At 60.9% G+C, this 26,070-nt stretch carries 20 protein-coding genes and 1 tRNA gene; 13 read left to right on the top strand and 8 right to left on the bottom strand.

Annotated features, from left to right (window positions below):
- Nucleotides 1-110 precede the first annotated feature (110 nt).
- From CAG02_RS04810 to CAG02_RS04865, 12 genes are all read left to right on the top strand, one after another.
- Nucleotides 111-3,857: a bifunctional diguanylate cyclase/phosphodiesterase gene (locus tag CAG02_RS04810; RefSeq protein ID WP_085709207.1), complete on the top strand. Its 3,747-nt coding sequence runs from the start codon at nt 111-113 to the stop codon at nt 3,855-3,857.
- 15 nt (nt 3,858-3,872) lie between these two features.
- A tRNA-Ile gene (locus tag CAG02_RS04815) sits at nt 3,873-3,949 on the top strand.
- Nucleotides 3,950-4,005: 56 nt separating this feature from the next.
- Complete coding sequence (locus CAG02_RS04820; RefSeq protein WP_007959884.1) at nt 4,006-4,467, top strand: Lrp/AsnC family transcriptional regulator; 462 nt, start codon at nt 4,006-4,008, stop codon at nt 4,465-4,467.
- 146 nt (nt 4,468-4,613) lie between these two features.
- Entirely contained in the window at nt 4,614-6,296 is a 1,683-nt protein-coding gene (locus CAG02_RS04825; protein WP_085709206.1) for an NAD(P)/FAD-dependent oxidoreductase, read from the top strand.
- A 12-nt stretch (nt 6,297-6,308) separates the two neighbouring features.
- Nucleotides 6,309-7,103 (top strand): carbon-nitrogen hydrolase family protein, encoded by a 795-nt coding sequence (locus CAG02_RS04830; RefSeq protein ID WP_007959880.1) that lies wholly within the window; start codon nt 6,309-6,311, stop codon nt 7,101-7,103.
- Nucleotides 7,104-7,141: 38 nt separating this feature from the next.
- Nucleotides 7,142-9,568: a pyrroloquinoline quinone biosynthesis protein PqqF gene (gene pqqF, locus CAG02_RS04835; RefSeq protein WP_085709205.1), complete on the top strand. Its 2,427-nt coding sequence runs from the start codon at nt 7,142-7,144 to the stop codon at nt 9,566-9,568.
- 159 nt (nt 9,569-9,727) lie between these two features.
- Nucleotides 9,728-9,802, top strand: a complete 75-nt coding sequence (gene pqqA / locus CAG02_RS04840) for a pyrroloquinoline quinone precursor peptide PqqA (protein WP_003444522.1) — start codon at nt 9,728-9,730, stop codon at nt 9,800-9,802.
- Nucleotides 9,803-9,883: 81 nt separating this feature from the next.
- Nucleotides 9,884-10,795 (top strand): pyrroloquinoline quinone biosynthesis protein PqqB, encoded by a 912-nt coding sequence (gene pqqB, locus CAG02_RS04845; protein WP_085709204.1) that lies wholly within the window; start codon nt 9,884-9,886, stop codon nt 10,793-10,795.
- A gap of 21 nt (nt 10,796-10,816) precedes the next feature.
- The gene (gene pqqC / locus CAG02_RS04850; protein WP_011336228.1) at nt 10,817-11,569 is read left to right on the top strand and encodes a pyrroloquinoline-quinone synthase PqqC; all 753 of its coding nucleotides are present in this window, start codon (nt 10,817-10,819) and stop codon (nt 11,567-11,569) included.
- Nucleotides 11,566-11,841, top strand: a complete 276-nt coding sequence (gene pqqD, locus CAG02_RS04855; RefSeq protein ID WP_085709203.1) for a pyrroloquinoline quinone biosynthesis peptide chaperone PqqD — start codon at nt 11,566-11,568, stop codon at nt 11,839-11,841. Before pqqC ends, pqqD begins: the two co-directional genes overlap by 4 nt.
- Nucleotides 11,842-11,848: 7 nt before the next feature.
- On the top strand, nt 11,849-12,985 hold the full coding sequence (pqqE, locus tag CAG02_RS04860) for a pyrroloquinoline quinone biosynthesis protein PqqE (protein WP_371807421.1): 1,137 nt from the start codon (nt 11,849-11,851) through the stop codon (nt 12,983-12,985).
- Nucleotides 12,951-14,759 (top strand): S9 family peptidase, encoded by a 1,809-nt coding sequence (locus CAG02_RS04865; RefSeq protein WP_085709202.1) that lies wholly within the window; start codon nt 12,951-12,953, stop codon nt 14,757-14,759. The genes pqqE and CAG02_RS04865 overlap by 35 nt, the downstream gene beginning before the upstream one ends.
- A 3-nt stretch (nt 14,760-14,762) precedes the next feature.
- Here CAG02_RS04865 and CAG02_RS04870 read toward each other — a convergent pair whose 3' ends face one another.
- The 4 genes from CAG02_RS04870 to CAG02_RS04885 all read right to left on the bottom strand — a co-directional run bounded on the left by CAG02_RS04870 (nt 14,763) and on the right by CAG02_RS04885 (nt 17,213).
- On the bottom strand, nt 14,763-14,921 hold the full coding sequence (locus tag CAG02_RS04870) for a YqaE/Pmp3 family membrane protein (RefSeq protein WP_065259115.1): 159 nt from the start codon (nt 14,919-14,921) through the stop codon (nt 14,763-14,765).
- A gap of 87 nt (nt 14,922-15,008) precedes the next feature.
- Entirely contained in the window at nt 15,009-15,329 is a 321-nt protein-coding gene (locus CAG02_RS04875; protein ID WP_085709201.1) for a DNA-binding transcriptional regulator, read from the bottom strand.
- Nucleotides 15,322-15,678, bottom strand: a complete 357-nt coding sequence (locus CAG02_RS04880) for a type II toxin-antitoxin system RelE/ParE family toxin (RefSeq protein WP_085709200.1) — start codon at nt 15,676-15,678, stop codon at nt 15,322-15,324. Before CAG02_RS04880 ends, CAG02_RS04875 begins: the two co-directional genes overlap by 8 nt.
- A 251-nt stretch (nt 15,679-15,929) precedes the next feature.
- On the bottom strand, nt 15,930-17,213 hold the full coding sequence (locus CAG02_RS04885) for an aspartate aminotransferase family protein (protein ID WP_085709199.1): 1,284 nt from the start codon (nt 17,211-17,213) through the stop codon (nt 15,930-15,932).
- Nucleotides 17,214-17,382: 169 nt separating this feature from the next.
- Here CAG02_RS04885 and CAG02_RS04890 point away from each other — a divergent pair, with 169 nt between their 5' ends.
- On the top strand, nt 17,383-18,312 hold the full coding sequence (locus CAG02_RS04890) for a LysR family transcriptional regulator (protein WP_085709198.1): 930 nt from the start codon (nt 17,383-17,385) through the stop codon (nt 18,310-18,312).
- Between the two features lie 228 nt (nt 18,313-18,540).
- Here the strand turns inward: CAG02_RS04890 and CAG02_RS04895 are convergent, their stop codons facing one another.
- The 4 genes from CAG02_RS04895 to CAG02_RS04910 all read right to left on the bottom strand — a co-directional run bounded on the left by CAG02_RS04895 (nt 18,541) and on the right by CAG02_RS04910 (nt 26,002).
- Nucleotides 18,541-20,319 (bottom strand): acyl-CoA dehydrogenase C-terminal domain-containing protein, encoded by a 1,779-nt coding sequence (locus CAG02_RS04895; RefSeq protein WP_085709197.1) that lies wholly within the window; start codon nt 20,317-20,319, stop codon nt 18,541-18,543.
- Between the two features lie 183 nt (nt 20,320-20,502).
- The gene (locus tag CAG02_RS04900; protein WP_085709196.1) at nt 20,503-22,299 is read right to left on the bottom strand and encodes an acyl-CoA dehydrogenase C-terminal domain-containing protein; all 1,797 of its coding nucleotides are present in this window, start codon (nt 22,297-22,299) and stop codon (nt 20,503-20,505) included.
- A 90-nt stretch (nt 22,300-22,389) separates the two neighbouring features.
- Nucleotides 22,390-23,679: a GGDEF domain-containing protein gene (locus CAG02_RS04905; protein ID WP_085709195.1), complete on the bottom strand. Its 1,290-nt coding sequence runs from the start codon at nt 23,677-23,679 to the stop codon at nt 22,390-22,392.
- Nucleotides 23,680-23,887: 208 nt separating this feature from the next.
- Entirely contained in the window at nt 23,888-26,002 is a 2,115-nt protein-coding gene (locus tag CAG02_RS04910; RefSeq protein ID WP_085709194.1) for a cytochrome-c peroxidase, read from the bottom strand.
- Nucleotides 26,003-26,070: the final 68 nt, after the last annotated feature.

Consider the following 26,070-nt stretch of genomic DNA (forward strand, 5'->3'; position numbering starts at 1 on the left):
CCAGGCCGGGGGTTTTGTTTTATCGGGCAGATTAAATGCCTCGCACCACCCTCCCCCGCGCACAGCCCGTCTACACTCGAAACATTCCCCCGAGCCATAACGAGACCGTTATGCCCAGACTGGCGTCCGTGCTTTTTTTGCTGTCACTGATGATCTGGACCGCAACGGCTGACGCGCTGACTCTGACCGACGAAGAACGTAGCTGGCTGGCGGCTCACCCGGACTTGCGCCTGGGTGTCGATGCGTCGTGGCCGCCATTCGAGTTTCGCGATGACCAGAACCGCTATCAGGGCCTGGCGGCGGACTATATCGACGTGATCCGCCAGCGTCTGGCCATCAAACTTACCCCCATAGAGCCCTCGAGCTGGACAGCCGTGCTCGAACAGGCCAAAAACGGCACGATCGATCTGCTGCCGGGCATCATGTCCACCCCCGAACGCCAGAATTACCTGGCCTTCACCCGCCCTTACCTGGACTTTCCGATCGTCATCCTCGCCCACGTCGGCGGGCCGCAACCGCGCAAGATCGAGGATCTGTACGGGCTGAAGATCGCCGTTGTCGAAAACTATGCACCCCATGAACTGTTGCGCACCCATCATCCCGATCTGAATCTGGTGGCCATGCCCAATGTCAGTTCGGCGTTGCAGGCCCTGGCGACCGATGAGGTGGACGCAGTGGTCGGCGATCTCGCCTCCAGTGTCTGGAGCCTGCGCCAGCTCAAGCTCGACGGGCTGTATGTCAGCGGCGAAACCCCTTATCGATATCAACTGGCAATGGGGGTTCCCCGCGACAGCAAAATGCTGGTGGGCATTCTGGACAAAGTCCTGGCCGACATGTCCCCGGAGCAGATCAGCAGCATCCAGGAACACTGGGTGGGCAACGTCCTCGATCATCGGACATTCTGGTCGGATCTGCTGGTCTATGGCCTGCCAGGCCTGCTGTTGCTGGTGATCATCCTGGCAGTGGTGATCCGCATCAACCGCCGCTTGAGCTCGGAAATCGCCCGACGCATCGACCTCGAACAGGAACTGCGCAGCAGCGAGTACCACTATCGCGGGCTGGTAGAGAGCCTGTCGGCCATTGCCTGGGAAGCACGAATCAGCGACTTCACCTACAGCTACGTGTCGCCCCACGCCGAAGACCTGCTGGGTTATCCACTGTCGCACTGGCTGATTCCGGGCTTCTGGCGCAACATCATCCATCCCGCCGACCTGACCCGCGCCCAGAGCTTCTGCGATCACGAAGTCCTCGCCGGGCGCGATCACAGCCTCGACTATCGGGTGATCACCGCTGATGGCCGGTGCCTGTGGGTGCGCGACATCGTCAGCCTCATCGAGCACGGCCACGAGCCGGTGATGCGCGGCTTGATGATCGATATCAGTGAAACCAAACGTACCGAAGAAGCCCTGCGCCTGTCGGAGCAGAAATTCGCCTCGGTGTTCCAGCAATGCCCGGACATTCTGGTGATCGCGCGGCTGTCCGACGGCTGTCTGCTGGAGGTCAACGAAGCCTTTGAAGAACAGATCGGGCTCAAAGCCGAAGACGTCATCGGCCAGACCGCTACCGAACTCAATATCTGGGGCATTCCCGGGGTTGGCCCCGGCCTGCTGCAACGCTTGCAGGCTGGCAGCATACGCAACCTGGAGATGCCCTTTCGTCGCAGCAACGGCCAGGTGTTCACCGGGCTGATTTCCGCCGAACCGTTCGAACTCGACACCACACCGGCGCTGGTCGTGGTGGTGCGCGACATTACCCAACTCAAGGAAACCCAACAGCAGTTGCAAACCTCCGAAGAAAAGTTCGCCAAGGCCTTCCACGCCTCGCCGGACGGCCTGCTCTTGTCGCGTCAGAGCGATGGCCTGCTGCTGGAGGTCAACGAAGGTTTCAGCCGCATCACCGGTTTCAACAGCGCCATGTCGGTGGACCGTTCGGCACTGGATCTGGGGATCTGGGTCAATCTCAACGAACGCAAACAGATGCTCGACCTGCTGCACCGTGACGGTTTCGTTCGCGACTTCACCTGCCACATCCGCCGCAGCGACGGGCAAATCCGCCTCTGCGAAGTGTCCAGCCGTCCGCTGCCGATCGGTGAAGAAGACTGCATGCTGACCATCGCCCGGGACATCACCGAACGCCACCTGATGCAGGAAAAACTGCAACAGGCCGCAACGGTGTTCGAGAGCACCGCCGAAGGTGTCTTGATCACCGATACGCAACAGCACATCAGTGCCGTGAACCGCGCCTTTACCGAAATAACCGGATACAGCGAAAGCGAGGCGCTCGGCCATACCCCGCGCCTGCTGGCTTCCGGCCTGCACGACAGCGCATTCTATGCAGCGATGTGGCATCAATTGACGGACGAAGGCCACTGGCAGGGCGAAATTTCCAACCGGCGCAAAAATGGCGAGCTGTACCCGAGCTGGCTGACCATCAGTGCCGTGCGCAACCGCGACCGGTTCATTACCCACTTCGTCGCGGTGTTTGCCGATATCTCCAGCCTCAAGCACGCCCAGGCCAAACTCGATTACCAGGCCCACCATGATCCGCTGACCGGCCTGCCGAATCGCACACTGTTCGAAAGCCGTCTGCTGACGGCGTTGAACGGTCAGCAAGAAAACGGCGGTCTGGGCGCGGTGCTGTTCCTCGACCTCGATCGCTTCAAACACATCAACGACAGCCTCGGCCATCCGGTTGGCGATTTGCTGCTCAAGGGCATCGCCGTACGCCTCAAGGAACAGTTACGCGATATCGATACCGTGGCGCGACTGGGTGGCGACGAATTCATCATCCTGCTGCCGGGGCTGCAACAGGCCGGAGATGCCGACAACATTGCCACCAAACTGCTGAACTGTTTCGGCGCACCGTTTCAGGCTGGCGAACACGAGTTTTTTATCAGTGCCAGCATCGGCACCAGCCTCTACCCGCGTGACGGTTGCGACGTCGCCACCCTGATCAAGAACGCCGACGCGGCGATGTACCGTTCCAAGGCCAAGGGCCGCAACCGTGTCGAAAGCTACACCCGCGACCTCACTGCCCAGGCCAGTGAACGAGTGGCGCTGGAGCATGAACTGCGCCGGGCCATCGAGCGCGAAGAGCTGTACCTCTACTACCAACCGAAAATCAGCCTCGACGATCACAGCCTGGTCGGGGCCGAAGCCCTGATCCGCTGGCGCCACCCGACCTTCGGCGAGGTGCCTCCGGAGCATTTCATTCCACTGGCGGAAGAGAACGGGATGATTCTGCAAATCGGCGACTGGGTGCTGGAAACCGCGTGCCGGCAGATGTTTGAGTGGGGCCAGATATACGAATCCCTGGGCCCGCTCTCGGTCAACCTCGCCGGCGCACAATTGCGCCAGCCGAACCTGTTGGGGCGCATCGAACAACTGCTCAAAGACAACCGCCTCAGGCCGGATTTACTGCAACTGGAAATTACCGAAAACTTCATCATGAGCCAGGCCGAAGAGGCGCTGGCCGTGTTGCACCAACTCAAACACCTCGGCGTGCAACTGGCCATCGACGACTTCGGCACCGGTTATTCCTCGCTGAGTTACCTCAAGCGCCTGCCGCTGGACATCCTCAAGATCGACCAGTCTTTTGTCCGCGGCCTGCCCGACGACCCCCACGACGCGGCGATTGTCCGCGCCATCATTGCCCTGGGCCGCAGCATGCAATTCACCGTGATCGCAGAAGGCGTGGAAACCCAGGCCCAACAACAATTCCTCGCCGCCGAAGGCTGCGAGCAGATCCAGGGCTACATCGTCAGCCTGCCGCTGCCACCCGAGGAATTCGCCGCGACGTTTCTTCGCATAGCCGTATCAGATTTTTCGGATAGCACAGCCGAGAAACCGTCGCTATAATCCGCGGCCTACTGAGGGCCTATAGCTCAGTTGGTTAGAGCAGAGGACTCATAATCCTTTGGTCCACGGTTCAAGTCCGTGTGGGCCCACCAAACATGAAAAAGCCGCGCTTATGTGCGGCTTTTTCGTACCTGCGTGGAGAAGTCCCTTGCCCGACATCCGCCCACCCGTGCTCGATGAAATCGACCGCCAGTTGATCGCTGCCCTGCAAATCAACGCCCGCGAGAGCGTGGCGATGCTGGCCCGGCAACTGGGGATCGCCCGTACGACCGTGACTTCGCGACTGGCGCGGCTGGAAAAGGCCAAAGTCATCACCGGCTACGGCGTGCGCCTGGGCCAACGCGTGGTGGATGGCGGGTTGCAGGCGTATGTCGGGATCAAGGTGCAGCCGCGCTCCGGCAAAGAGGTGTTGCGCCGGTTGAGTGCGATGGCCCAGGTGCAGCAATTGTGCGCGGTGAGTGGCGAATTCGATTATGTGGCGTGGCTGCGAACCGATTCGCCGGAACAGCTCGATCAACTTCTGGATCAGATCGGCAGCGTAGACGGCGTCGAGAAGACCACGACCTCGATCATCCTCAGCAGCAAGATTGATCGCGGACATCCAGTCTGATCATTACATTCGTCAGATTGCAGCATCAACGCTCAAAACGACGACACTTTGCGTCTTATTAACGTGTTCTACGCTCCCTAGAATGGCTGGCATCTTTTCCTATACTCAGACGCGCATCCGGCGTCGGGTCGCCAGCAAGGTCAGCCATGAACAAGAACAATCGCCATCCTGCAGACGGTAAAAAACCGATCACCATTTTCGGACCGGACTTTCCGTTCGCCTTCGACGACTGGATCGAACACCCCGCCGGTCTGGGCAGCATTCCCGAGCACAACCACGGTGCCGAAGTGGCGATTGTTGGCGCCGGCATCGCAGGTCTGGTGGCCGCTTACGAGCTGATGAAACTCGGCCTGAAACCCGTCGTCTACGAGGCCTCGAAGCTTGGCGGCCGTCTGCGTTCCCAGGCCTTCAACGGCACTGACGGCATCGTCGCCGAGCTTGGTGGCATGCGTTTCCCGGTGTCCTCCACCGCGTTCTATCACTACGTCGACAAACTCGGTCTGGAGACCAAGCCCTTCCCCAACCCGCTGACGCCAGCCTCCGGCAGCACCGTGATCGACCTGGAAGGCAAAACCCATTACGCACAGAGCCTGAAGGATCTTCCTGCACTGTTCCAGGAAGTAGCGGACGCCTGGGCCGATGCTCTGGAGGCCGGCTCGCAGTTCGCCGACATCCAGCAAGCCATCCGCGACCGTGACGTGCCACGCCTCAAGGAACTGTGGAACACATTGGTGCCGCTGTGGGACGACCGCACGTTCTACGACTTCGTCGCCACGTCGAAAGCCTTCGCCAAGCTGTCGTTCCATCACCGCGAAGTGTTCGGCCAGGTCGGTTTCGGTACCGGCGGCTGGGACTCGGACTTCCCCAACTCGATGCTGGAAATCTTCCGCGTGGTGATGACCAACTGCGACGATCATCAGCACCTGGTGGTCGGCGGTGTGGAACAAGTGCCGCAAGGCATCTGGCGTCATGCGCCGGAGCGCTGCGTACACTGGCCGCAAGGCACCAGCCTGAAATCGCTGCACCATGGCGCGCCGCGCTCCGGAGTGAAGAAAATCGCCCACGCGCCTGACGGACGTTTCGCGGTTACCGACAACAACGGCGACACTCGCGAATACGCCGCCGTACTGACCACCTGCCAGAGCTGGCTGCTGACCACCCAGATCGAATGCGACGAAACCCTGTTCTCGCAAAAGATGTGGATGGCCCTCGACCGTACGCGCTACATGCAATCGTCGAAGACCTTCGTGATGGTCGACCGCCCGTTCTGGAAGGACAAGGACCCGGAAACCGGCCGCGACCTGATGAGCATGACCCTCACCGATCGCCTGACCCGTGGCACCTACCTGTTCGACAACGGCGACGATAAACCGGGCGTGATCTGCCTGTCGTACTCATGGATGAGCGACGCGCTGAAGATGCTCCCGCATCCAGTGGAAAAACGCGTGAAACTGGCGCTGGATGCGTTGAAGAAGATCTACCCGAAAGTCGACATCGCCGCGCGGATCATCGGCGATCCGATCACCGTGTCGTGGGAAGCCGACCCGCATTTCCTCGGTGCGTTCAAGGGTGCCCTGCCCGGTCACTATCGCTACAACCAGCGCATGTACGCGCACTTCATGCAGGACGACATGCCGCCGGAGCAGCGCGGGATTTTCATCGCCGGCGATGACGTGTCGTGGACGCCGGCCTGGGTCGAGGGCGCGGTGCAGACATCGCTCAACGCGGTGTGGGGAATCATGAAGCACTTTGGCGGGTCCACACATAAAGAGAACCCCGGCCCGGGTGATGTGTTCAACGACATCGGCCCGATCGCCCTGCCCGAGTAAGAGGAATTCCCGATGCGTGTAGCCCTTTACCAATGCCCACCGCTGCCACTGGAACCGGCCGCCAACCTCCAGCGCCTGCATCAACTGGCGATGGAGGCCAAAGGTGCCGATTTGCTGGTGGTGCCGGAGATGTTCCTGACCGGCTACAACATCGGTAAGGAGGCGGTCGCGACATTGGCCGAGGTCTACAACGGTGAATGGGCGCAGCAAGTCGGACGGATCGCCAAGGCTGCCGGCCTGGCGATTCTCTACGGTTACCCGGAGCGTACCGCCGAAGGGCAGATCTACAACGCCGTACAGTTGATCGACTCGAACGGCGAGCGCCTGTGCAATTACCGCAAGACGCACCTGTTTGGTGATCTGGATCGTTCGATGTTCAGCCCCGGCGATGGCGAGTTCCCCATCGTCGAGCTCAACGGCTGGAAGCTTGGTTTCCTGATCTGCTACGACCTGGAGTTCCCGGAAAACGCGCGGCGCCTGGCCCTTGAAGGTGCCGAGCTTATTCTGGTGCCGACAGCGAACATGATTCCTTTCGATTTCATTGCCGACGTCTCGGTGCGCTCCCGCGCCTTTGAAAACCAGTGCTACGTGGCTTACGCCAACTACTGCGGCCACGAAGGCGACATCCATTACTGCGGGCAAAGCAGCATTGCCGCGCCTGATGGCAGCCGTATCGCCCAGGCCGGACTGGACGAAGCCTTGATCGTCGGTGAGCTGGATCGCCAGTTGATGGTCGACTCCCGCAGCGCCAACCGCTACTTCAACGACCGCCGCCCCGAACTTTACGACGCGCTCAACAAGCGCTAATCCGCTAGCATTGGCACTTCACTGTTCTGGAAGTGCCCATGTCTGCGCCGACTCATCCCCGTCCCCACACCGAAACCCTGGCCAACGGCTTGCGTGTAACCCTGCGTCACGTGCCCGGCCTGAAGCGCAGCGCCGCCGCGTTGCGGGTGGCTGCCGGCAGTCATGATGTGCCGTTGGCATGGCCGGGACTGGCGCACTTCCTTGAGCATCTACTGTTCCTCGGTACCGAGCGTTTTCCTGCACAGCAAGGGCTGATGGCCTACGTACAAGGTCACGGCGGCCAGGTGAATGCCAGCACTCGCGAGCGCACCACCGATTTCTTCTTTGAGTTGCCGCCAGCGTCCTTCAGCGACGGGCTTGAGCGTCTGTCAGACATGCTCGCCCATCCGCGTATGAATCCGGACGATCAATTGCGGGAAAGGGAAGTGCTGCAGGCAGAGTTTGTCGCATGGTCACAGGACACCGCTGCTCAGCAGAAAGAAGCGCTGTTCGAAGGGCTGTCAGCAGCGCATCCGTTGCGCGGCTTTCATGCCGGGAACCGCGACAGCCTGCCAGTAGAGCAGGCGGAGTTTCAGCAAGCGTTGAAAGACTTCCACCAGCAGTTTTATCGCACCGGGCAGATGACACTGAGCCTGGTCGGGCCGCAGAACATTGAAGAGCTGCGAACGCTGGCCGAGCAGTTTGCCGCTGTGCTGACACCTGGGGATAAAACTGCACAGGCAGCCCCCGTTCGCTTGATGGATAACCCACAGGCAAGTTATCAACAGGTTGGCGAGCGGCACGGCAATCTGCTGTTTGCACTGGAAGACCTGCCGAAGTCATCGGCCGAAGCGCTGGCGTTTCTCTGTCACTGGTTGAACAACGCCAAACCCGGTGGGTTGCTCGCGCATTTGCAGCAGCAGGGTCTGGCGCAAGGGTTACAGGCGTCTTTGCTCTATCAGTTTGCCGGGCAGGCTTTGCTGCACCTTCAATTCACTGCGGCATCCGGGTCACTCGATGCCATCCGTGCACAATCTCTAGACTGGCTGAGCTTCTTCGCAGCGCAGCAGGACTGGCCGTCATTGCGTGCGGAATACGCGGAACTGCTTCAGCGTCAGCAGCAAGTCAGCGGTGCACTGCAACTGGCGCGGCTCGACAGCGAACAACTCGAAAGCGGCCTTTCCGAATCGGCCGTTACGGCGCTCAAAGCGGTTCTCGGCAAAATCGGCACTGTGGATAACTTCAGCCCCCATTGGCGTCTGCCGAGCGCCAACCCGTTCCTGCGCACAGCCGAACCGCTGGCCAACGCCGGCCTGATCCGTGGCCAGACCAGCGCTCACCGGGGCCTGCGCACGTTTGCTCAGGATCGCTCGCGCAGCCGCCGTGAACGCTCGCCGATGCAGTTCAGTCAGGCGCTGCCGGATAACAGCGACGTAGGCGCGGTCTATGTGCGCTGGCAAACGAAAGCAGCGGCCACGGTCGAGCTGCAGGCGAAACTGCAACGCAGTCTGCAGGAAGTGTCTGGCGACGCACGTCAGGCCGGGGTCGAGTTGTCGTTCAGCACCACGGGGAATCAGTGGCTACTGAAAATGACCGGTCTGCAGGATACGCTGCCTGTTGTGCTGGAGCATGCGCTGAAATCTCTGACGCAAGTGGGCGCCAATTCCGCAAAGGAAGAGCCGCAACCACCGTTGATACCAATTCGCCAACTACTCAAGACATTGTCCGAACACTGCCTGCCAGCATTGAGCGAATCCGATGATGCCGCGCACCTGTGGACAACTTCCCGTTGGGATGGCTTGGCATTGGGCCTCAACCCACAGACCCAATCCGCCATGGGCCTGGCCCTGAGTCGCATCCCCGGCACACCGGACAATCAATTGCCCGCACCGTCGGCAATCAACGCCGGCTACCTGTGGCGCCAGATCGAAAGTGCGTCCAGCGAACACGCCTTGTTGCTGTTCTGCCCGACCGCCAGCCACGAAATCGCTGACGAAGCCGCGTGCCGCCTGCTTGCACACTTGTGCCAGACGCCGTTCTACCAACGCCTGCGAGTCGAGCTGCAACTGGGTTATGCGGTGTTCAGCGGGTTGCGTCAGATCCATGGCCGGAACGGATTGTTGTTCGGTGTGCAATCGCCAACGGCCAGCGCTGCGCAATTGCTCGAGCACATTCAGCAGTTTCTCGATGGCCTGCCGGCCGTTATCGAACAACTCGATGACGCCAGCCTCGACCAGCAACGCCAGACGCTTGCCGATCAGTTCGATGACAGCGTCCTGTCCGGCAAAGAGGCGGCCGAGCTCCTGTGGCAGGCCCGCCTCGCCGGCCACTCGTCGGATTATCTGCTGCAATTGCCTCGCGCCATCGCTCAACTGGGCCGCCCGGCATTGCTGGCCGCCGCACAACGCCTGATCCTCGCCGAAGGCGGCTGGCACGGTCTGTCCAGCGACCCTGCGCCAGGCGCGCCATGGCAAGCGGCAAAATGATCATTACCGGGGCTGCAAGGAGCTTTCTCAAAGATTCACGGGCCAACCCCCTGAAATTTTGAGTAACATAGCCACCTAACTATTTGGAACATCTCAGCGCTGCCGTGGACTATACCTATGGATAGCGCTATCTCACCCACCTGAAGAAGGAGTCACCCGATGGCTTGGACCAAACCTGCTTACACCGACCTGCGTATCGGCTTCGAAGTCACCATGTACTTCGCCAGCCGCTGAGTTCTGCCTCGTCAGAATTGCAGTGCAACGCCTCGGCTCGCCGGGGCGTTTTATTTTCAGCGTTGAAATGATGGAGCGTTCATGTTCGTCCAGATTCTGGGTTCGGCCGCCGGTGGCGGCTTTCCGCAGTGGAACTGCAACTGCGTCAATTGCGCCGGTTTTCGCGACGGCAGCCTGAATGCCAAGGCCCGCACCCAGTCGTCCATCGCGATTTCCGATGACGGCGTGAACTGGGTGCTGTGCAATGCCTCGCCGGACATCCGCGCGCAGCTCCAGAGCTTCGCCCCGATGCAACCGGGCCGCGCCCTGCGCGATACCGGCATCAGCGCGATCATCCTGATGGACAGCCAGATCGACCACACCACCGGCCTGCTCAGCCTGCGCGAAGGCTGCCCGCATCAGGTCTGGTGCACGGACATGGTCCACGAAGACCTGAGCACCGGTTTCCCGCTGTTCACCATGCTCAAGCACTGGAACGGCGGGCTGGACTGGAACCGCATCGAACTCGACCAGAGCTTCACCGTCGCCGCCTGCCCGAACCTGCGCTTCACCCCACTGCCGTTGCGCAGCGCTGCCCCGCCCTACTCGCCGCACCGCTTCGACCCGCATCCGGGCGACAACATCGGCCTGATCGTCGAAGACCTCAGCACCGGCGGCAAACTGTTCTACGCCCCGGGCCTGGGCAAAGTCGACGCGCCGTTGCTGGAAATCATGGCCGGCAGCGACTGCGTGCTGGTGGACGGGACAATGTGGGACGACGATGAAATGCAGCGTCGTGGTGTCGGTACCCGCACCGGTCGCGAAATGGGCCACCTGGCGCAGAACGGCCCCGGCGGCATGCTCGAAGTACTGCAACAGCTTCCCGAGCAGCGCAAGGTGCTTATCCACATCAACAACACCAACCCGATTCTCGACGAAGACTCGCCGGAGCGTGCGGAACTGGTGCGACGCAATGTTGAAGTGGCGTATGACGGCATGAGCATCGTCCTGTAACGAATGGCACGGAGAACTGCAATGACCGATACCCCGCTGTCCCCCGCCGAATTCGAAGCGGCCCTGCGCGCCAAGGGCGCCTACTACCACATCCATCACCCGTATCACGTGGCGATGTATGAAGGCCGGGCTACCCGCGAGCAGATCCAGGGCTGGGTCGCCAACCGTTTCTACTATCAGGTGAACATCCCCCTGAAAGACGCGGCGATCCTCGCCAACTGCCCGGATCGCGAAATCCGCCGCGAGTGGATCCAGCGCCTGCTCGACCACGACGGCGCCCCCGGCGAAGACGGCGGTATCGAAGCCTGGCTGCGTCTCGGCCAGGCCGTCGGCCTCGATCCGGATCAATTGCGCTCCCAGGAACTGGTGCTGCCCGGCGTGCGTTTTGCCGTGGACGCCTACGTCAACTTCGCCCGCCGCGCCAGTTGGCAGGAAGCCGCCAGCAGCTCGTTGACCGAACTGTTCGCGCCGCAGATCCACCAGTCGCGCCTCGACAGCTGGCCGCAGCATTACCCGTGGATCGACCCGGCCGGCTACGAATATTTCCGCACCCGTCTCGGTCAGGCCCGGCGCGATGTCGAGCATGGTCTGGCGATCACGCTGGAGCACTACAAGACGCGCGAAGGCCAGGAGCGCATGCTGGAAATTCTCCAGTTCAAACTGGACATCCTTTGGAGCATGCTCGATGCCATGAGCATGGCCTACGAACTGAACCGCCCGCCGTATCACAGCGTCACCGATCAACGGGTCTGGCATAAAGGAATCGCCTTATGAGTTTCGACCGCAGCAAGACCCCGAACTGGCGTCCCGGCTACCGCTTCCAGTACGAACCTGCCCAGAAAGGCCACGTGCTGCTGTACCCGGAAGGCATGATCAAGCTCAACGATAGTGCCGCACTGATCGGCGGCCTGATCGACGGTGAGCGGGATGTCGCCGCGATCATCGCCGAACTCGACAGACAGTTCCCCGGCGTACCCGAACTCGGTGACGACATCGAGCAATTCATGGAGGTTGCCCGTGCGCAGCACTGGATCGAACTTGCCTGAGTCATCGGTGCAAGTCCCGGCCAAACCGGAAATCGGCCTGCCGCTGTGGCTGCTCGCCGAGCTGACCTACCGCTGCCCGCTGCAATGCCCGTACTGCTCCAATCCGCTGGATTTCGCCGAGCAGGGCAAAGAGCTGAGCACCGAGCAATGGATCAAGGTGTTCCGCGAAGCGCGGGAGATGGGCGCGGCACAACTGGGCTTTTCCGGGGGCGAACCACTGGTGCGCCAGGACCTTGCCGAGCTGATCCGTGAAGCGCGCCAGTTGGGTTTCTACACCAACCTGATCACTTCCGGCATCGGCTTGACCGAACAGAAGATCAGCGACTTCAAGAAGGCCGGGCTCGATCACATCCAGATCAGTTTCCAGGCCAGCGATGAGCAAGTGAATAACCTGCTCGCGGGCTCGAAAAAAGCCTTTGCGCAGAAACTCGAAATGGCCCGCGCCGTGAAGGCCCACGGCTATCCGATGGTGCTGAACTTCGTCACCCATCGGCACAACATCGACAAGATCGACCGCATCATCGAGCTGTGCATCGCGCTGGAGGCCGACTTCGTCGAACTCGCCACCTGCCAGTTCTACGGCTGGGCGCAGCTCAATCGTGTCGGCCTGTTGCCGACCAAAGAGCAACTGGTCCGCGCCGAACGCATCACCAACGAATACCGCGCCAAGCTGGAAGCCGAAGGGCATCCGTGCAAACTGATTTTCGTCACCCCGGACTATTACGAAGAGCGCCCGAAAGCCTGCATGAACGGCTGGGGCAGCCTGTTTCTGACGGTCACCCCGGACGGCACCGCCCTGCCCTGTCATGGCGCCCGACAGCTGCCGGTACAATTTCCCAATGTGCGCGACCACAGCATGCAGCACATCTGGTACGACTCGTTCGGCTTCAACCGCTTTCGCGGTTATGACTGGATGCCCGAGCCGTGTCGCTCCTGTGACGAGAAAGAACAGGACTTCGGCGGCTGCCGCTGCCAGGCCTTCATGCTCACCGGCGATGCCAGCAATGCCGACCCGGTGTGCAGCAAGTCCGAACATCACGGCGTGATCCTCAAGGCCCGCGAAGAAGCCGAGCACGCCACCCAGACCATCGAACAACTGGCCTTTCGCAATGAACGAAACTCGCGCCTCATCGCCAAAGGCTGAGCCTTTCAGCGCCATTGCCGCGGTTGCTGCCGGCGTGGATTTCGCCGAATTGCAGCTCGGCGCACAGGGTCTGTTCTGGAATGAATACCGCCCTGCGGACGCCGCGTGCCGGATCTGGCACTGGCGCGATGGCGTGGCGAAATGTCTGACACCTGCGGGATTCAGCGTGCGCAGCCGGGTGTATGAATATGGCGGTGGGGCGTTTTGTCTGACGCCGGATGGCGTGGTTTTCGTCAACGAGGCGGATCAGCAGCTGTATCGCCAGACGCTGGATGGCGAGCCTGAGGCGTTGACGTCGAGCGAGTGTCGGTATGGCGATCTGCATTTTGCCGGCGGTCAAGTGCTGGCCGTTGAAGAGAACGGTGATCGCCATCATCTGGTGGCCATCGATCTGGTGACTGGCACCCGCCACATGCTGGTTGAAGGCGCAGACTTTTATGCGTCGCCGATCATCAGCCCGAATGGTCAGCGCCTGGCGTGGATCGAGTGGAGCCGCCCGCATCAGCCCTGGACGTCCACCCGTTTGATGCTCGCCGAGCGCACAGGTAATGGACTTTCTGCCCCACGTTGCGTGGCCGGTGACACGCTTGAAGAGTCGATCCAGCAACCGCGCTTCGATGCCAGTGGCCGACTGGGCTGCCTGACTGATCGTGGCGGATATTGGCAGCCGTGGATCGAGTCCGCAGACGGTTTGCGAATGCTGCCCTGTGCCGAAGCCGATCACGCACCAGCGCCGTGGCAACTCGGCGGCTGCACCTGGCTGCCCATCGGCGAAGGCTATTTGGCAAGTTGGAGCGAAGGCGGTTTCGGTCGTCTGGCACTCAACGATGAAGACTTCACCGGCGACTACAGTCGCTTCCGTCATCTGGCGGTCGATGATCAATTCATTTACTGCATCGCCGCTTCACCGATCAGCCCTTCAGCAGTACTCGCCATTGATTGCGAGTCGCGTGAAGTGAAAGTGCTGGCCGGAGGCGTCGCACCGTTGCCCCCCGAGCGCATCAGCCGACCGCAGACCCTGCGTTACCCTAGCGGTTCAGGTGAAGCGCACGGCTTCTTTTACCCGGCCACGAGTGGCGATGAGAAACCGCCTCTGGTGGTGTTCATTCACGGCGGCCCGACTTCAGCGTGCTACCCGATGCTCGACCCGCGCGTCCAGTACTGGACGCAACGCGGCTTCGCTGTCGCCGACCTCAACTACCGCGGCAGCAGCGGCTACGGCCGGGAATATCGGCAGGCGTTGCATCTGAGCTGGGGCGCGGTGGATGTCGAGGATGCCTGTGCGGTCGTCGCTTACCTGAATGATCGCGGCATGATCGATGGAGAGCGTGCGTTTATCCGCGGCGGCAGCGCCGGCGGTTACACGACGCTGTGCGCACTGGCGTTCCATCAAGTGTTCCGCGCCGGCGCCAGCCTGTACGGCGTCAGCGACCCGGTAGCCTTGGGCCGCGCGACACACAAATTCGAAGGCGATTACCTGGACTGGCTGATCGGCGATCCCGAGCAAGACGCCGAACGCTATGCCGCCCGCACACCGTTGCTGCACGCCGGCAACATTCGCGTGCCGGTGATTTTCTTTCAAGGTGAACTGGATGCCGTGGTCGTACCGCAACAGACCCGCGACATGGTCGCGGCCCTGGAGCACAACGGCATCGAGGTCGAGGCGCATTACTACGCCGACGAACGCCACGGCTTCCGCCGGGCCGTCAATCAGGCCCACGCGCTGGAGCAGGAATGGCGCTTCTATCGGCGAGTGATGGGCCTGGCGGATTGAAACTCAGCGCTTGGCGATGATGTACACCGCGTGCACGATCCCCGGGATGTAGCCGCACAGCGTCAGCAGAATATTCAGCCAGAACGCGCCGCCGAACCCGACCTGCAGAAACACACCCAGCGGCGGCAAGATAATGGCGATGATGATGCGGATGAAGTCCATGGGGCTGCTCCTGATTGGGGGCTGGCTCGACTGAGCCATACAAGCTAATCGACCTGTGCCGTTTGTCAGGGTTCAGTGCTATTACACTTAAGCCAGAATTTTCAGACCATGTTTCTGCACGATACTGAGCAGCTTCAAGGCCATGCCGCTTGGGTGCTTTTCTCCTGATTCCCATTGCTTGACGGTCGACGCACTGGTGTTCAAATAACGAGCGAACACTGGCTGACTGACGTTGTTGCGCTCGCGCAGTGCCTTGATCTGTTCCGCCGGGATCGCATCGGGAACCGCTGCAAGACACGACTCATCAAACTCACGCATCGTTGCCTTGCTGATCGCGCCGACTGCATACAGGGCATTGGCCGACTCGTGAACGGATTCAAACACGTCACTTTTGAATTTTTTACTCATGAGTTATCTCCACAAACGCCTTCATGACCAACAAGCCTTGAATCTGCTCTTCGGTAAGTTGCGCATAGGCTTTCGCCAGTTTGCGCAGCTCCTTCAGCTCCGCAGAATTGATGTTGCTCCGATCCTTTTTGGCGAACAGCACCTGATAAACCCAGTAGTGCCCGCCTTTGGCCAAAACAATCGAGCGGTGACGGTTTTCGTTCAGGCGCTTCTTCCAGACTCCGCCTCCCAGATTGACCGCTTGACCATCAAGCATCTCGGCAAAAGCCTCGCGGAGCTCTTCGTCGGTGATCCATGCTTTGCTGGCTTGTATCGCAAAACCTTTTGTCTTGAACAACCTGAACGACATCGGTATCCCTTCCAAAAAACATACCACTCAGTGGTATAGATTACAAAGCCCGTCTTTCGACAATGTTGGTCTGCTGGCCTCGGCAATCCTTGCCGAGGCCCACTAAAGAAACACCGCAGTTGCCAATCCTCAAGCACTAAACCGCGCTCGCAAAACCCGGCCACAAAAAAACGCCCCACGCCAAAAGAATCAGGCGTGGGGCGTGCGTTATACCGCGAGACGGTTCTTGAATTCGGGTGGGAAACTTCAGCTCAGACGGCAATCCCTTTTCGGCATTGCAGTTGCGCCGTGCGTACCCGGGAGAAGGCGCGAGCCAGGCGCAGGAGCATTTCGTCGATGTTGGCCTTGCTGACGGTGAGTGCCGGGGTGAAGCGCAGGCAGTTGGCTTGTGGGGCGTTGAGCAGCAAGCCTTCATGAAGCGCGGCTTTGACGACGGCCTCAGCGGAGTCTTCCGACAGGGTCAGTCCCCAGAACAGTCCTTGCCCCCGTAACTCGCCATGTTCATAACGATGGGCCAGACGGGCGAGCCCTTCGCGCAGATGCTGGCCGTTGTCCCGGATCTGTTCGAGGAATGCGCGGTCCTGCACGCTGTCGAGCACTACCAGGCCGGCGGCGGTCATCAGCGCATTGCCGTGATGAGTGCCGCCCAATTCGCCTGAGTCGAAACAGCAAGCCTTGCCTCGCGCCAGCAGCGCAGCCAGTGGAACGCCACCGCCAAGGCCCTTGCCGAGTACGACGATATCGGCGCGCACGCCGTAGGATTGTTCGGCGAGCAAGGTGCCACAGCGGCCGATGCCGGTCTGCACTTCGTCGAGGATCAACAGAATTCCCAGTTCACGGCACAGGCGCTCGACACCCTTGAGGTAATGCTCGGTCGCTGGAATGACACCGGCATCGCTCTGGATCGGTTCGAGCATGATCGCCACGGTCTGCGCATCGACGGCTGCATGCAGCGCCGGCAGGTCGTTGAATGGCACCAGATCGAAGCCCGGCAGCAGCGGGGCGAAGCGATTGTGCAGGTTGCAACTGTCCGACGCCGAAATCGTCGCCAGACTACGTCCGTGACAGCCTTGTCTGGCGACAATGATCCGCGAGGCGCCGCCGCGATACAGCTGGCCCCATTTGCGCGCCAGTTTGATCGCGGCTTCACAGGCTTCGCTGCCACTGTTGAGCAGATACGCCTGATCGCTGGAAGTGCTGGCACACAAACGCTCGGCGAGGCTGAGCATGCCGCGGTTGTGCAGATTGAATCCGGGATTGATCAGGGCCTGGGCCTGGCTGGCGATGGCTTTGACCAGCGCCGAAGGGCTGTGGCCGAGGCTGTTGGCGCCGCCGGCCTGGGAAAAGTCCAGGTAGGCGCGGTCATTGCTGTCCCACAACCAGGAACCCTGGCCGCGAACGAAAACCTGCTGCGGGCGCTCGACGCTGGGCATCAGCCGCTCGGCATTCAGGTCATCAGCGGCAACCGACTCAGGGGAGCTAAAAGCCAGGTCATCGAGACTCGGCGCCTGGCGCCGCAAGCTGAACAGATTCATTGAAAAAAACCTCGATCGAGATTTTTTGAACTGCCTATGTAAACACTTTCGAAGCAAACGCTGGTCATTGCGCTTTCCGGCCCTGTAAGCCTTGTGAATGCGGTTAGACTAGGCGTCTTCAGGGCGCCGAGCCATTTCGATTTCCCAGCATTTTCGATAAGTATCACTTATGGATTTCAAACAACTGCGTTATTTCGTCGCGGTCTACGAAGAAGGCCATGTCGGGCGTGCCGCCGAGCGCCTGTCGATCTCTCAACCCGCGTTGTCCCAGCAGATCCGCCATCTGGAACAGAACCTCGACGTCACCCTGTTCGAGCGCAGCAGCAAACGCCTGCTGCCGACCCTCGCCGCCCATACGCTGTACAACCACGCGCTGCCATTGCTCGACGGCATGCAGCGCGCCCGCGAGGCGCTGGGCAACTTCAAGGGGCAGGCGCTGCGTACGCTGGCGATCGGCGTACTGCAAACCGTGCACACCAGCCTGGTGCCGCAAATGCTTGAGCGGGTGCGCAAGGCCCAGCCGCATCTGGTGGTACAGATTTATGAACTGACGGGACTGGAGATCGAGCGGCGCCTGCTCAACGGTTCGCTGGACATCGGCATCAGCTATCTGCCGCCCCGCCAGCCGGGGCTGCACGGCGTGATGCTGTACGAAGATGAACTGACACTGGTCATCCCGGCAGATCATCCGTTGCGCGAATTCAAGAAAGTCTCGATGAGCCAGGCTGCAGAATTGCCCATGTTGCTGCTGGGCGAGGAATTTCAGATCCGCCAGATCTGGCAGGCGCAACTGGCGAGCCTCGGGCGCCGCCCGCAAGTACAGGCAGAACTGAACAACATGGTGGGGATTCTCGACAGCCTGCCGCACACACGGCTGGCGACGGTGCTGCCGGGGCGCTCACAGAAGGAGTACGACGATCAGGACTTGCTGTGGAAACCGATCAGTGAGCCCCGGGTGCCGCTAAAGGTGGGTCTGGTGTGTCGCGATGTGCAGCGTCAGCAGGCGTCATTGGCCTTGCTGCGCACGTTGCTGGAGGAAGTGATGCAGCGCGAGGAAAAACCGCTCAAAGCTGCGCCAGGTCTGGATTCGCTGAGCTGAAAACTTTTCTGCGGGCATAAGAAAACCCCGCCGAAGCGGGGCTTTGCAGACTGTTTCCCTGACATCCATTTCACTCCGCCACCCTGGCAGAATCCTTACGTGTCCGTGTTGTTGCTTTGCGCTTCCTGCGCGACGTCCATGGAAAGTAGATTAGCTCTGGATCCAATCTACGCCTATGGGAGAACAGCAGTACGTCATGTAAGAGATCGCTTACATGACGTTACATCATCAGAACTGCGCAGCATCCAGCAGGAACAGCGACTCGCTGCCAGCCTTCACCGACGCGCTCAACGAGTGAATCCGCGGCAGCAGACGGGCGAAGTAGAACCGCGCGGTGCCGAGCTTGCTCGCGTAGAAGTCGTCTTGCGCTTCTTTGCCCAGCGATGCCTTGGCCATCAACGCCCACATGTAGGCGTAAGCGGTGTAGCCGAAGGCTTGCAGATACTCGACCGACGCCGCACCGATTTCGTTCGGGTTGGTTTTCGCCCGGTCCAGCAGCCACGAGGTCAGCTCGTCGAGGTTGTCGACGGCGTCATTCAGCGGCTTGGTGAACTCGCCCAGATCAGCACTGGCAGTCGCGGTGAAATGGCGGATCTCGTCGGCGAACAACTTGTAGAATGCGCCGCCGCTGCCGACGATCTTGCGACCCACCAGGTCCAGCGCCTGGATGCCGTTGGTGCCTTCGTAAATCTGGGTGATGCGCACGTCACGTACCAGTTGCTCCTGGCCCCACTCACGGATGTAGCCGTGACCGCCAAAAATCTGCTGGCCGTGGACCGTGGTTTCCAGACCCAGATCGGTCAGAAACGCCTTGGCTACTGGCGTCAGCAAGGCAACCAGATCTTCCGCACGCTTGCGGGTCGCTGCGTCCTCGCTGAACTTGGCGGTATCGAGCTGCATCGCCACGTAGGTGGAGAACGCACGACCACCTTCGTTCGAGGCTTTCATGGTCAGCAGCATGCGACGCACGTCCGGGTGGACGATGATCGGATCGGCGACCTTGTCCTTGTTCTGCGCGCCGGTCGGCGAACGGCTTTGCAGACGATCGCGGGCGTATTCGAGGGCGTTCTGGTAGGAACGCTCGCCAGTGGCCAGGCCCTGGATACCGACGCCCAGACGCTCGTAGTTCATCATGGTGAACATTGCGGCCAGGCCTTTGTTCGGCTCGCCGACCAGGTAACCCACGGCTTCGTCGAAGTTCATCACGCAGGTGGCCGAAGCCTGGATGCCCATCTTGTGTTCGATCGAACCGCAGTTCGCCGGGTTGCGCGCACCCAGGCTACCATCGGCATTGACCATGAACTTCGGCACCAGGAACAGCGAAATGCCTTTCGGGCCCGCCGGTGCGTCCGGCAGTTTGGCCAGCACCAGGTGGATGATGTTTTCGGTCAGGTCGTGCTCACCGCCGGTGATGAAGATCTTGGTGCCGCTGACCTTGTAGGAACCGTCGGCCTGAGGCTCGGCCTTGGTGCGGATGATGCCCAGGTCGGTGCCGGCATGCGGTTCGGTCAGGCACATGGAACCGGCCCAGACGCCGGCGTACATGTTCGGCAGGTACGCGGCTTTCAGCTCTTCGCTGGCGTGGGCGTTGATCGACAGGCAGGCGCCGGCGGTCAGCATCGGGTACAGACCGAAGGACAGGCTGGCGGAGTTGACCATTTCCTCGACTTGAGCCGACACGGCTTTGGGCATGCCCATGCCGCCGTATTCCGGATCACCGCCAACCCCGACCCAGCCGCCTTCGGCATAAGTCTGATAGGCCTGTGGGAAACCGGCCGGGGTGGTGACGGCACCGTCGGCCCAGTGGCAGCCTTCTTCGTCGGCCGCACGGCTCAGGGGCGCGATGCTTTTGCTGGTGACCTTGCCGGCCTCTTCGAGAATGGCTTCAACGGTTTCCGCGTCGACGGTCTCGGCCAGGGCCGGCAGTTCGGCCCAGAGTTTGGCGACTTCGAACACTTCATTGAGGACGAAGCGCATATCGCGCAGCGGCGCTTTGTAGTCAGCCATGGCAAACCTCGCAAAGATCTAAACAGGTGATTCGTGGAAGGGTGATTTCGTTGAGCTGAGTGTAACCCAACAACTTTTGCGACACATAGGGTCAGGCCATGACTGCTTTGTTATTTTTAGTCACCGACTTGTACCCAAAAAGAAGCCCGCAATCAGCGGGCTCTTTTGTTTAACAGTGGCGTGTTACATCGAGAACAATTGCGCCGGCAGTTTCATCAGGCAATCACTGCCTGCCTCGATCGCCGCACGGTGCGCAGCAGTACGTGGCAACAACCGTTTGAAGTAGAACTCGCACGTCGCCAGTTTGCCCTGGCAGAAATCGCCATCACCCTCGCCCGACTCCAACTGCGCCTGGGCGACCAGCGCCATACGCAGCCACAAATAGCCGAGGACGATGTAACCGCTGTACATCAGGTAATCCACCGACGCGGCGCCGACTTCATCCGGATTCTTCATCGCTGCCATGCCGACCTGCATGGTCAGTTCGCCCCACTGCTGATTGAGGCCATCGAGCTGCGCCACAAACCCGCCCAATTGCGCATGCCCGGCGTTGGCGGCGCAGAACTTGTGGACGATCTTGGTGAAGTTGCGCAGCAGCTTGCCCTGGCTGCCAAGGACTTTGCGCCCCAGCAGATCCAGCGCCTGAATGCCGTTGGTACCCTCGTAGATTGGCGCAATGCGGCAGTCGCGAACCAGTTGTTCCATACCCCACTCACGGATGAAACCGTGGCCACCGAACACCTGCATGCCGTGGTTGGTCACCTCCAGCCCGGTGTCGGTCATGAACGCCTTGCAGATCGGCGTCAAAAACGCCAACAGGTCTTCGGCCTCCTGACGCGCCTCGGCGTCCGGGCTCAGGTGCGCGACATCGAGCATCTGCGCGGTGAAGTAAGTCAGTGCGCGGTTGCCCTCGTTGAACGCTTTCATGGTCAGCAGCATGCGCCGCACGTCCGGGTGGACGATGATCGGATCCGCCGGTTTGTCCGGAGCTTTGGCGCCGGTCAGGGCGCGCATCTGCAAGCGGTCGTTGGCATATTTGATTGCGCCCTGGAAACTCGCCTCGCCCAGACACAGACCCTGCATCCCGGTGCCGAGGCGCGCGTGGTTCATCATGGTGAACATGCAGTTGAGGCCCTTGTTCGGTTCGCCGATCAGGAAGCCTTTGGCGTCATCGAAGTTCAGCACGCAGGTGGCCGAGGCCTTGATGCCCATCTTGTGTTCGATAGAACCGCAGGAAACGCCGTTGCGCTCGCCTGCCTCGCCGGCTGCATCGGGCAGGAATTTCGGCACGATGAACAGCGATATCCCCTTGGTCCCGGCCGGGGCGTCCGGCAGTTTGGCCAGCACCAGATGAATGATGTTGTCGCTCATGTCGTGCTCGCCGGCGGAGATGAAAATCTTGCTGCCGGTGACTGCATAACTGCCGTCGGCCCGGGGCACGGCGCGGGTCTTGATGATGCCCAGATCGGTGCCGCAATGGGCTTCGGTCAGGCACATGGTGCCGGTCCACTGACCGGCGGTGAGTTTGCGCAGATAGGTGTTTTTCTGTTCCTCGGTGCCGTGGGCGTGGATCGCCGACATGGCGCCGTGGGTCAGGCCCGGGTACATGCCCCAGGAGGTGTTGCTGGACGCGACCATTTCGCTGATCACCAGCCCCAGCGAACTCGGCAGGCCCTGGCCGCCGTAGGCAGGATCTGCCGCCAGACCGTGCCAGCCGCCTTCCACGTATTGTGCGAAGGCTTGCTTGAAGCCTGTAGGCGTTGTCACCACGCCGTTGTCGAAATGGCAGCCTTCTTCGTCGCCGCTGCGATTGAGCGGTGCCAGAACGTTCTCACAGAACTTCGCGCCCTCGTCGAGGATCGCGTTGACCATGTCCGGGCTGGCGTCGTGGGCGCCGAGGGCCGCGTACTGGGTGTGGAAGTCGAAGACGTGGTCGATCAGAAAGCGCATGTCGCGCAGGGGAGCTTTGTACTCGGGCATGGTGGCTTCTCCGTCAGCAGATCGTTTCAACCTACTGCCGGCCACCCTGCCCCACAATCACTGTCCAGACGCTGAATGCGCCGTCATCACTCAACCTGCGGCGCTGTCCGTGCGCACTGCGCCACGGCGGTTCTGACCGAACGCCATCACGCAGTTGCGGCCCGCGCCCTTGGCGGCGTAGAGCGCCTCGTCGGCGGACTTGAGAACCTGCTCCGGGTTGCGCTGCTCCACTCGCTCGGCGACACCGATACTGACGGTGACCGACACGCTGGATGCACCGGAGCCACTGCGACGCTGACGCCCCTGTTGATCATCCTGCGGGCGGTTTTCCTGATTGCGCAGCTGGATGTTGTAGGACGCAATCGACTCGCGGATGACTTCCAGGTGCGGCATGCACTCTTCAAGGGTCTTGCCTGCAAACACCAGGGCGAATTCCTCGCCACCGTAGCGATACGCCCTACCGCCACCGCTGATTTTGGACAGCTTGCTGGCGACCAGTCGCAAGACCTGGTCACCCACGTCGTGACCATGGGTGTCGTTGAATTTCTTGAAGTGATCGACGTCGCTCATCGCCAGCACGTAGTTGCGACCCAGCCGCTGCATCCGTTCGTTGAGTGCGCGACGGCCCGGCAGACCGGTGAGCTCGTCACGGAAGGCCATTTGATAAGCCTCGTGCGCTACCGCAGCAGCGATCATCAACATCACCTGGCTGCACATGATGTTCAGGGTGAACGGCAGGATGAAGGTTTTCGGCAACATCCAGAACACCCCGAGCAACCCCACCAGTTGCGCCGCGTGCAGCGGACGCGGGTTGCGCCAATACTGCCAGGCCAGCAACAGAAACGCCGAGAGGAACACCGGATAGGACATCTGGATCAGGCTCATCCACGCGCCGTGCAAGGCCGGCCAGCGGATCTCCGAGAGCCACATCAGCAACGCCTGGGGATAACTTTGCTCAAGCCCCAGCGCCACGCTGCCAAACGCCAGCAGCACGGCGAACCGCGCCACCATGTCCTGAAACAGATGCGTGCGCTCCTGCCACGCCGCAAACAGACCGAACAACAAAGGCAGCAGCAGACACACCAGATGGAACACCACGGCCGCGTCTTCGCGGACCTTGCCATTGTCGCGGTAGTAGTCGGTCTGGGTGTCGAGCAGGAAGTAGGCGATGTACACCGTGACCATCAGAAACAGTTCGCGCTGGCGTCGGTAAACCGCGCAATACGAGCCGCCGAGCAACAGCACCAGGGTTGGCAACACGTTGAACAGCGAGGTGAAGAACACGTTGAGGTCTTTGACGTACGCAGCCGCCAACCCCGCAAGCAACAACAGCAGTGAAGGTATGAAATGACTGAAACGTACAGCGGAAGAACGCGGCAAGGGTAAAGCTCCGACCGTCTTGGCAAAGAGATGGCATTGTGCCTGCAATGTGGCCAGTTAAGCACACACAATGTGATCCAGATCACAGGTTGTCTCTTTAACGGCCGAAACCCTCGGTTTCTGAGCCTTCAATCAAGGTTTTTTCCTTGGCGGGCATGAAACTTTCGTCATGGCCACCATGCGTGATGGCCATGACGATCATTTCCACTCAAAGATCGTTGTAGAACGGCTGCAACGGTCCCTCCGCCGCCGGCCGGCCTTCAGCGCCATAAGGCTTGAGATTGAGCACTGCATCCGTTGCCTGGCGGGTCGTGACTTTCGGACTGGCCGGGCGCTGGGTCACGGCATTTTCATCACCGACATGACCCTGCGGAATCACCAGCGACGGATGATCGAAAGGCGCCCGTTCCCAGGCGACGCGCGGATCGGTCAGGCCGACCTCCATGAATTTCACCAGCGCGTCGATTTCGTCAGGCGTCAGGTTCAGCGCCGTCATGTCCGGATCGAGGTTGGAGGTGTTGTGCTGATTCACCGCCGGGTGCTCGAAGCCGCTGGTATTGTTGGCATCCTCACCGCGCCGGTCGCCGCCACGGTTGTAGAATTCCATGACCTGCTTGAGCGTGGCGCGACTGCCATTGTGGAAGTACGGGCCGGTCAGGGCAATGTTGCGCAGGGTCGGGGTCTTGAATGCGCCGTCGACTGAATCGCGGAACCCGACATTCGGCTTGAGCGTGGCATCGCACGGAATCGCTGCACTCAGCGGCGCTTCGAAGGTGCACACGTCGACATCCAGCGGATCGACGGATTTTCCGCCCTGCAACACCGTGTTGTACTGGCGGGTAAACGACCACGGATTACCCCAGGCATCCGCGCCACCGAGAGCCAGATCTTCCGAAGTCGGCCGGACGCCGGTGTTGTAGAAGCCGTTGTCGTAGAGCGTGGTCAGATTATCAGCCATCACCATCCGTTCGATGCGCTCGCGAGGGTGCATCAGCAAACGGCTGGCGGCATTGGTCAGCTCAGCGCCGCCGTGGCAATTGACGCATTTGCCCTTGCCGAGGAACAGGTTCATGCCCTCGACCTGTTGCGCGTTCATTGCAGTGTGGTCGCCTTGCAGGTAGGCATCGATCGGCGCCTGATCGGAGATCAGCGTGGCTTCGTACATCTGGATCGCCAGGCCGAAGAACAGCGGGAAGTTGGCTTCCATCTGGGTGTACGGCGCGCCGCCCACCAACACGTTTTGCGTGGCGTTCCACAACCGGGGCTGGAAGGCATTCTTGATCAGTTCGCGATAGGTCGGACGCCGCGCACCGGACACTGGGCCGAGCACTGAATCGCTGGACGAAATCCGCTGCTGCTTGAGCATCAGCGTGTCGAGCATCCGGCGACCGATGTCGGCAAAAGTACGGCCACCGCAGGACATTTCCACCGGGCTGCCGGGCGGGCCGACGGCTTGCGAGGCGGCGGAAGCATCGTTGAGCGCCAGCCTTACTTTGGTCGCGACCGTGCTGCGTTCGCTGGTCACGTAGATCCCCGCATCCGGGTCGCGATTGCCGAACGGCGAAAACCCGTTGAACACGTTGTTGGCCCGGCCGTCCCAGAAGTTGCGCACGTTGAATGCGGCGTTGATCACCGACGGCGCATTGCGTCCGGTGCTGCGGCGAACGTTTATGCCGCCGACCTGAAACAGGCCGTCCGGCTGTTGGGTGCATTTGTCGAAACGCGGCTGGTTGGGTTTGACGAAGTTGGCATCGAACACGCCTTGGGAACCGACCACATCGTCAGTCGAGAAAACGATCGGTGAGTTGCGCTCCAGCGGATTGCTCAGCACATGAGTCGGAAAGTCGGTTTTCTTCAGCGTGTAGTTCGGCCCGCCCTTGCCACCGGACAACGTTGAGTAGGTCGCCACATCACCGGGAATGTCGGAGGCCGCAAACGGCTTGTTGAAAATCGACGCGACGTTGGCGTTGGTGTTGGCCTGGCCGGGGTTGATCTGGTTGGTGATGCGGTGATCGACGCCGGCATGGTAGTGGCAGGAGGCGCATGCAGTCGCGCCGTCGCTGCCGATCTCCATGTCCCAGAACAACGCCTTGCCCAACAGGATTGCGGCAGAGCGGTTGAGCACGTAGTCGGTCATCAGATCGACCTTGCGTCCGCCTTCGGTCCCGGACGGATCGGGCGGCACCATCCCGCGCAACGACTGCAGCGACGGAACCTCCGGCACGGGAGGATCGACTTCGGCGGGGTCGGCGGCCCATGCGCTGTGGACTGACAGCGCGACGGGTAACCAGAAGGTCAAACGAGCGAGTCGACTGATGTTCATAGGCTTCACCCTGACTGTTGTTGTTAAGTCCCGGGCGTCATGCTTCTTTGAGCAGGCAGTTCTGGTCA

The organism is Pseudomonas sp. R43(2017) (assembly GCF_002112345.1).
GTDB classification, from domain to species: Bacteria; Pseudomonadota; Gammaproteobacteria; order Pseudomonadales; family Pseudomonadaceae; genus Aquipseudomonas; species Aquipseudomonas kribbensis.

Excerpts from the sequence above, each read along its gene's own strand:
- CAG02_RS04810 (WP_085709207.1), top strand. The coding sequence starts at position 111 with ATGCCCAGACTGGCGTCCGTGCTTTTTTTGCTGTCACTGATGATCTGG.
- CAG02_RS04825 (WP_085709206.1), top strand. The coding sequence starts at position 4,614 with ATGAACAAGAACAATCGCCATCCTGCAGACGGTAAAAAACCGATCACC.
- CAG02_RS04830 (WP_007959880.1), top strand. The coding sequence starts at position 6,309 with ATGCGTGTAGCCCTTTACCAATGCCCACCGCTGCCACTGGAACCGGCC.
- pqqF (WP_085709205.1), top strand. The coding sequence starts at position 7,142 with ATGTCTGCGCCGACTCATCCCCGTCCCCACACCGAAACCCTGGCCAAC.
- pqqB (WP_085709204.1), top strand. The coding sequence starts at position 9,884 with ATGTTCGTCCAGATTCTGGGTTCGGCCGCCGGTGGCGGCTTTCCGCAG.
- pqqC (WP_011336228.1), top strand. The coding sequence starts at position 10,817 with ATGACCGATACCCCGCTGTCCCCCGCCGAATTCGAAGCGGCCCTGCGC.
- pqqD (WP_085709203.1), top strand. The coding sequence starts at position 11,566 with ATGAGTTTCGACCGCAGCAAGACCCCGAACTGGCGTCCCGGCTACCGC.
- CAG02_RS04865 (WP_085709202.1), top strand. The coding sequence starts at position 12,951 with ATGAACGAAACTCGCGCCTCATCGCCAAAGGCTGAGCCTTTCAGCGCC.
- CAG02_RS04870 (WP_065259115.1), bottom strand. The coding sequence starts at position 14,921 with ATGGACTTCATCCGCATCATCATCGCCATTATCTTGCCGCCGCTGGGT.
- CAG02_RS04875 (WP_085709201.1), bottom strand. The coding sequence starts at position 15,329 with ATGAGTAAAAAATTCAAAAGTGACGTGTTTGAATCCGTTCACGAGTCG.
- CAG02_RS04880 (WP_085709200.1), bottom strand. The coding sequence starts at position 15,678 with ATGTCGTTCAGGTTGTTCAAGACAAAAGGTTTTGCGATACAAGCCAGC.
- CAG02_RS04885 (WP_085709199.1), bottom strand. The coding sequence starts at position 17,213 with ATGAATCTGTTCAGCTTGCGGCGCCAGGCGCCGAGTCTCGATGACCTG.
- CAG02_RS04890 (WP_085709198.1), top strand. The coding sequence starts at position 17,383 with ATGGATTTCAAACAACTGCGTTATTTCGTCGCGGTCTACGAAGAAGGC.
- CAG02_RS04895 (WP_085709197.1), bottom strand. The coding sequence starts at position 20,319 with ATGGCTGACTACAAAGCGCCGCTGCGCGATATGCGCTTCGTCCTCAAT.
- CAG02_RS04900 (WP_085709196.1), bottom strand. The coding sequence starts at position 22,299 with ATGCCCGAGTACAAAGCTCCCCTGCGCGACATGCGCTTTCTGATCGAC.
- CAG02_RS04910 (WP_085709194.1), bottom strand. The coding sequence starts at position 26,002 with ATGAACATCAGTCGACTCGCTCGTTTGACCTTCTGGTTACCCGTCGCG.